Source organism: Ruminococcus callidus ATCC 27760, assembly GCF_000468015.1.
GTDB classification, from domain to species: domain Bacteria; phylum Bacillota; class Clostridia; order Oscillospirales; family Ruminococcaceae; genus Ruminococcus_C; species Ruminococcus_C callidus.
Genome location: NZ_KI260286.1, coordinates 26303 through 33482, shown reverse-complemented (window position 1 = coordinate 33482; position 7180 = coordinate 26303). Strand labels below are relative to the sequence as shown.

The window sequence follows — 7180 nt, the reverse complement described above, 5'->3', positions numbered from 1 at the left end:
CTTACGCACAAGCTTTATTCAGTGTTTCCCTAAACAAATGACATTTTGAATTTTCCCATTATACAAAACGGCGTATCCGAGTACAATTTCGGATACGCCGTTTTTTTGTATGGCAATCGTCAGTCCCGTTTTTTCCGCCGGAACAATCCAGCAATGGAACTGCACAGAGGCACAGTCAGGGAGAAGCCCAGGGCGATGTACCATTGCGGACGGGTCAGCATGACTGTGGAGAAGATCACGCGGAGCATGGGCACGGCAACTGCCGCCGCCAGCACTGCCACAGAAACCAGCACGGCTCCCACCAGCCACAGATTGTTGCCGTAGGGCATGGAGAACAGGGTACGCCGTTCGGATTTGCACTCGAAAACATGTACCAGCTGGGACAGGATCAGGGTGCACAATGCCGCTGTCCGTGCGGCTTCCAGTGTGCCGCCGGTGCGGACAACAGCGGAAAATGCTCCCAGTGTGCAGATACCGATGAGCATGCCGCGGAAGAAAATGCGTCCCATAAGCCCGTCAGAGAAGAAGCTTTCGTCAGGCCTGCGGGGCGGCTTCTGCATGGCTTCCGGCTCCGGCGGCTCCAGCCCCAGAGCAATCGCCGGCAGCCCGTCAGTTACCAGATTTACCAGCAGCAGCTGGGTGGGGAGCAGCACCACCGGCATGCCCATGAGGATTCCCAGAAACATGGTCAGCACTTCGCCGATGTTGCAGGACAGCAGATACCGGACGAATTTTCGGATATTGGCGTAGACGCACCGTCCCTGTTCCACTGCGTCCACCAGTGTTGCCAGATTGTCATCGGTCAGCACCACGTCTGCTGCCTGTCGTGCCACATCGGTGCCGCTTTTGCCCATTGCCACGCCGACATCGGCTTCCTTGATCGCCGGTGCATCGTTGACGCCGTCGCCGGTCATGGCAACGATCTCTCCACGCCGCTTGTAAGCTCGAACCAGCCGCAGCTTGTGTGCCGGATTGACACGGGCAAAGACGGAATACTGGTCAATGCACCGGTCTAGCTGGGCATCAGTCAGGGTATCCAGTTCGGCTCCGGTCATGGCTTTTTTTCCGCGGAGCAGTCCTGCCTGTCTGGCAATGGCAGCGGCAGTGTTCTTGTGGTCACCGGTAATCATGACGGTGCGGATATTCGCCTTGGCACAGGTGCGGATCGCCGTGCGTGCGGACTCTCTGGGCGGATCCAGCATGCCGGCAAGCCCCAGAAAGATGCAGGCACTGCCTTCCTGTTTGGCGAACGCCAGCACCCGCAGGGCTTCGTCTGACATGGCGGCGACCTGTTTGCGGACAGCGGCTCGTGCACCCTCCGAAAGGGGAACGCTTTTGCCGTCCTGCATTTGGAATCCGCACAGGGGCAAAATGACATCAGCAGCTCCTTTCCAATAGGTGCAGGTGCCGGCTCCGTCTGTCACCGTTACCGCCATGCGGCGGGTTTCACTGTTAAACGGCTCCATGTGCTGGACAGGGTGCGTGCGGAGCAGGGCTTTTCTGGAAATGCCGCCTTTTTCCGCGGCGATCAGCAATGCCGTTTCCGTGGGGTCACCGGTGGCAGACCATGTGCCCTTTTCCGTGCGGCTGCCGCGGTTGCGGGATTGCTTTTCCTGCAGGCTGTGGATCTCTGCGGTGCTGCAAAGACTGCCGCAGGTGAGCAGTTCCCGCAGTGCCGGCTTGGAGAGAGGATTGATGTTGCTGCCGTCCAGCTGAATGGCACCGGCTTTTTGCAGACCAGTCCCCGTGACAGAAAAGCGTTCGCCGCCGGCAACAATGGCAGTGACAGTCATGCGGTTCTCGGTGATCGTTCCGGTCTTGTCGGAGCAGATCACGCTGGCACAGCCCAGCGTTTCCACACTGTGCAGCCGGTTCACCAGTGCCCCGTGCTTCATCATGCGGCTGACTGCCAGAGCAAGGGCAATGGTGACGGTGGCAGGCAGCCCCTCCGGAATGGCAGCAATGGCAATGGTAATGCCGGTCATGAGCATGTCAAAAACCGGCTCGCCCCGCAGCACACCGGCAAGGAACACGGCTCCGCATACGCCAAGGCACAGCAGAGCCACGACTTTTCCCAGTCCGGCAAGGCGTTTCTGAAGCGGTGTCATTTCCTGCCGGACCTCTTGCAGCATGGTGGAGATCTGTCCCATTTGGGTGCGTGTGCCGGTGGCAATGACCACTGCTTCGGCACTGCCCCGCAGAATTGCCGTGCCGGCGTAGACGATGTTGTGTTTATGCAGATCGTTTCGGGTGTCGGCAGGGTCGCCTGCCTGTTTGGAAACTGCTTCGGATTCGCCGGTGAGAATGGACTCGTTCACCGCCAGCCCCGCCGCCTGTATCAGTGCACTGTCCGCCGGAACATTGTCGCCGGCTTCCAGCCGCACCAAGTCACCGCAGACCAGTTCCCGTGCCGGAATGGTCTGCCACTTGCCGTCCCGACACGCCGTGGCGGTGGGAGCCGTCAGATTGCGGAGAGATTCCAGCGTCTGCTCGGTGCGGTATTCCTGCAAAAAGCCCAAAATCGCGTTGAGCAGGACAATGAGGATAATGGTGACCGCATCGGTGATCTCCCCCAGAAACGCAGAAATGCCTGTGGCTGCCAGCAGAATCAATACCATTACATCTCGGAACTGCCCGAGAAACATGCGTAGGGGACGGCGTTTCGCTGCCGCCGCCAGTTCGTTTTCGCCGTCCTGTTTCAGTCGTTCCCGTGCGGTTTTGGTTGTCAGACCGTTCATGTTATGCCTTCTTTCTTTTGCAAGGGAAACACTGAATAAAGCTTTGTTCAGTGCTGTCCAAACTCTTCCCAAATGATGTTTTTGTTTGTGGCTACTATATGCGGAAAAGCTAAAAAGCATGACCACATAGGAAAGCTTTTTGTGAAAATCACAAGAAACCCCTTGACAATTGTGCCGAATCCATGTATAATATAAAATATCGGTTTGAAATCGATAAAAAGAGGGAGCTCTTTTTGAAATTCTCTCTGGGAATGTCTGGATAATTATTATCCTTAAAGTGTTTTTCCAATTTAGAAAAGAGGTTTGAAAATGCATTATCCCAAATGGCTGTCCCTGTTGGCAATGGGTGCTGCGGCAGGCGGCATGCTGTTGTTCGGCGGTGTGACAGCTTCGGCAGAAACGGCTTTGCCGGAGGTTCTGCAAACCGCAGAAACCGCTTCGGCAGTGGTGGCAACGGCAACTGGTCCGGAGTTCCAGCCACAGACAGAAACACCGGAAATTACCGGCGGCTGGATCATAGAGGACGGCTGCCGGAAGTATCAGTACAGCGACGGTTCGTTTGCCGTACATGCCACCGCAGTGGACGGCGTGCTGTACTTGTTCGATTCCAGCGGTACACAGCTGACCGGCTGGCAGAAAATCGACGAAACATGGCACTACTACGACAGCGTGACTTATGAGGCAGCAGTCGGTGCCCAGCAGATCGACGGCACAGCGTATTTGTTCGACTACAGCGGGGCACAGAAAACCGGCTGGCGGACGGTAGACGGTGTGCGGCGGTACTACGATCCGGAAACCGGAAAGCCGGACAGCGGCTGGGTCAGCTACGGCGATTACCGCTACTATGTCAGTGCGGATTCCGGAAAGACAACCGGAGAATTCACCGTAGACGGGGTACGCTATCAAAGCGACAGCGAAACTGGTACCCAGAAGCTGGGATTTTGCAAGTTCTCCGATAATACGATATCGTATTACGATCAGAACGGTGCTCCGGTGTCCGGCTGGGTGGAGGATCATGGCAGCCGCTATTACTTCAATGACAGTTACACCATGCAGACTGGCATGCAGAATATCAGCGGCAAGAACTATTATCTTGGAAACGATGGTATTGCACAGACCGGCATGCAGACGGTAGACGGCAAAAAATACTACTTTGCCACAGACGGTTCCATGCAGACCGGTTTCCAGAATGTCGGCGGCAAGAAGTACTACTTCGGCACAGACGGTGTCATGAAAACCGGCTGGCAGACTTTCGGCGGTCAGAAATATTATTTCAACGCAGACGGCACAATGGTGACCGGCGAAAAAGTCATTGACGGCAAGAAGTATCGGTTCAATGCCGACGGTACACAGAAAAAAATCAAGATTTGTCTGGACGCAGGACACTACGGCAAGTATAACCGCAGTCCGGTAAACGGAGCTTATTATGAGTCTGATATGAGCTGGCGGCTGCATCTGAAGCTGAAATCGGCTCTGGAAGCCAGAGGCATGGAAGTCATTACCACCAGACCGACACAGGCAGGGGATCTGGGACTGGAAACCCGCGGAAAAACCTCCGCAGGCTGTGACCTGTTCCTGAGCCTGCACAGCAACGCCTGCGGCAACAGTTCCGTAGATGCTCCGCTGGCATGCTGTACCGTGACCGGCACCATGGACGTGCTGGGACAGCAGCTGGCAAATACCGTGCATCAGGTAATGAGCACTGCACAGGGTGGTACGATCTGGAAGCGTGTGGGCAACAACGGCGACTACTACGGAGTGCTCCGCGGGGCAACTTCTGTGGGAACACCGGCGATCTTGCTGGAGCACAGTTACCACACCAATTTGCGGGCGACCAACTGGCTGCTCAGTGATACCAACCTACAGCGGCTGGCAGATGCAGAAGCAGCTGTGATCGCAGCATATTTCGGATTGTAAAATCATTTTATCCAAAGGGCACTTCGGGGAAACTTCTCCGGAGTGCTTTTTTGTTTGACATTTTGCCGAAAATATGATACAATTAAGAAACGCTGAATCACGCAGGGAGGTACACAAAACGGATACGCTATACTTGGTCATTCCTTGCTATAATGAGGAAGAAGTGCTGCCGGAAACCGCAAGGCAGCTGCTGGAAAAAATGCAGTCGCTGATGACTGCCGGAAAAATAACGGAAAAGAGCCGGATCGTGTTTGTGAATGACGGCTCCAAAGACCGGACATGGGAACTGATCCAGAAGTTTCACGCGGAAAATCCGATCTATCAGGGAATTTCCCTTTCCCGCAACCGCGGACACCAGAACGCTCTGCTGGCAGGGCTGATGACGGTGAAGAAACACTGCGACATGACCATTTCGCTGGACGCGGATTTGCAGGACGATATTGATGCGATCGATCAGATGATTGCAAAGTATGAAGCCGGAAACGACATTGTCTACGGTGTCCGCAGTGCCCGAAAGACGGACACCCTGTTCAAAAAGTGTACTGCGGAGGGCTTTTATAAAGTGATGAAGCACATGGGAGCAGATCTGGTGTTCAACCATGCTGACTATCGGCTGATGAGCCGGCGGGCACTGGACGGGCTGGAGTCGTTCAAGGAAGTGAATATGTTTCTCCGCGGTGTGGTGCCGCTGATCGGCTACCCCAGCGATAAGGTGTACTATGCCCGCAAGGAACGCCTTGCCGGTACGTCCAAGTATCCTTTGAAAAAGATGCTCTCCTTTGCGTGGGAAGGGATCACGTCCCTTTCCACCAAGCCTATTACTTTGATCACCCGTCTGGGCATGCTGATCTTTCTGGTGAGTATCGGCATGCTGATCTATTCTGTAGTGCGGCACTTTATGGGAGCCACTACTACCGGCTGGACTTCGCTGATCGTGTCGATCTGGGCGATCGGCGGGTTACAGCTTCTGGCGATCGGCGTGATCGGGCAGTACATCGGAAAGGTGTATCTGGAAACCAAGGAACGCCCGAAATACATTGTAGAAACCTATCTCTCAGATGAGAACGAGAATTCCAAGGAGGAGTAAAAAATGGCATACATTCCGAATGCAGAACGCTATACCCAAATGGAATACCGCCGGTGCGGCAGAAGCGGTCTGAAACTGCCGCTGCTTTCGATGGGACTGTGGCATAACTTTGGCGATACCAACAGTCTGGAGCACATGGCACAGCTCTGTGAAACCGCATTTGACGGCGGCATCACGCACTTTGATTTGGCAAACAACTACGGTCCGCCGGCAGGTGCTGCGGAACGGAACTTCGGCAAGCTGCTGAAAACGATATTTGCCGGACATCGTGACGAACTGGTCATCAGCACCAAGGCTGGCTATGACATGTGGGAAGGCCCCTATGGTGAATGGGGCAGCCGGAAATATCTGCTGGCAAGTCTGGATCAGAGTTTGCAGCGGCTGGGGCTGGACTATGTGGACATTTTCTATCACCACCGTCCGGATCCGGAAACACCGCTGGAGGAAACCATGGGAGCACTGGCACAGGCAGTGCAAAGCGGCAAGGCATTGTACGTGGGCTTGTCCAACTATGACGGGGAAACCATGAGCCGTGCGGCGGCGATTCTGGAACAGCTGCACTGCCCGTTCATCATCAACCAGAACCGGTACTCCATTCTCGATCGTGTTTCGGAGAAAAACGGCATTTTGTCAGCGAGTGAGCAGCTGCAAAAGGGTGTGATCATCTACAGTCCACTGGCACAGGGCATGCTGACAGACCGGTATCTCCACGGCATTCCGGAGGACAGCCGGATTCGGACTGACGGCAGATTCCTGCAGGAATCCCAGCTGACGGAAGAACGGCTCTCCCAGCTGCGGCAGCTGCAGGCAATTGCACAGGGCAGGGGACAGACGCTGGCACAGCTGGCACTCTGCTGGATTTTGCGGCAAAAGGCAGTGACCAGTGTGCTGGTAGGTGCATCCCGTCCGGAACAGCTTATCGATACGCTCCAGATCGTCGGACAGGAACCGCTGACGGAGGAAGAACTGCGGGCGGTTGATGCGGCAATCGGAATGGAAAGGTAAGAGCGAAAATGACGAGGAAGTAGACGCAATATGTTTTGACATTGACGATGGCAGTTCTATTACTTTTACCGAAAACGATATAAAAAGTTACGAAATACTGGATTAAGGACAGCCGTGTTGAAACCGTCCGGCGGAATTCGCTCGTACCTCGCTGTCCGCCTGTGGCTTGCCAACGCCGGTTGTTGCCCTTGCCTGTATCGGTAATGTTGATATTCAGGTTTAGGGGAGCTGTCACCGCAGGTGACTGAGGGGTTACCTGCTACGGCAGCCAACCGGTTTCACAAAGAGTTACGCTTCTTTTTTTCTTTGCTGAAAAGAAAAAAGAAGCAAAAAAAGAAAAGAGTTCGAGTTTCACTTGTACGGTAAGATTTAAGCATCACTCGAAGATTATACAGGAGATTTCCACCAACAAAAATCCCCCGGCGGGGCATAC

Annotated in this window: 4 protein-coding genes; 3 read left to right on the top strand and 1 reads right to left on the bottom strand. The window is 54.7% G+C overall.

Annotated elements, in window-relative coordinates; translation table 11 throughout:
* Positions 1 to 119 precede the first annotated feature (119 nt).
* Complete coding sequence (locus RUMCAL_RS00200) at positions 120 to 2738, bottom strand: cation-translocating P-type ATPase (RefSeq protein WP_040646260.1); 2619 nt, start codon at positions 2736 to 2738, stop codon at positions 120 to 122.
* A gap of 309 nt (positions 2739 to 3047) precedes the next feature.
* Between RUMCAL_RS00200 and RUMCAL_RS14185 the strand changes: the two genes are divergently transcribed.
* The 3 genes from RUMCAL_RS14185 (at position 3048) to RUMCAL_RS00180 (ending at position 6747) form a co-directional block, all read left to right on the top strand.
* The gene (locus RUMCAL_RS14185; RefSeq protein WP_021680320.1) at positions 3048 to 4655 is read left to right on the top strand and encodes an N-acetylmuramoyl-L-alanine amidase; all 1608 of its coding nucleotides are present in this window, start codon (positions 3048 to 3050) and stop codon (positions 4653 to 4655) included.
* A 73-nt stretch (positions 4656 to 4728) separates the two neighbouring features.
* A complete protein-coding gene (locus tag RUMCAL_RS00185) occupies positions 4729 to 5742 on the top strand; it encodes a glycosyltransferase family 2 protein (protein ID WP_021680319.1) in 1014 nt (337 codons plus the stop codon).
* Positions 5743 to 5745: 3 nt separating this feature from the next.
* Positions 5746 to 6747: an aldo/keto reductase gene (locus RUMCAL_RS00180; protein ID WP_021680318.1), complete on the top strand. Its 1002-nt coding sequence runs from the start codon at positions 5746 to 5748 to the stop codon at positions 6745 to 6747.
* Positions 6748 to 7180: the final 433 nt, after the last annotated feature.

Excerpts from the sequence above, each read along its gene's own strand:
- RUMCAL_RS00185 (WP_021680319.1), top strand. The coding sequence starts at position 4,729 with ATGATACAATTAAGAAACGCTGAATCACGCAGGGAGGTACACAAAACG.
- RUMCAL_RS14185 (WP_021680320.1), top strand. The coding sequence starts at position 3,048 with ATGCATTATCCCAAATGGCTGTCCCTGTTGGCAATGGGTGCTGCGGCA.
- RUMCAL_RS00200 (WP_040646260.1), bottom strand. The coding sequence starts at position 2,738 with ATGAACGGTCTGACAACCAAAACCGCACGGGAACGACTGAAACAGGAC.
- RUMCAL_RS00180 (WP_021680318.1), top strand. The coding sequence starts at position 5,746 with ATGGCATACATTCCGAATGCAGAACGCTATACCCAAATGGAATACCGC.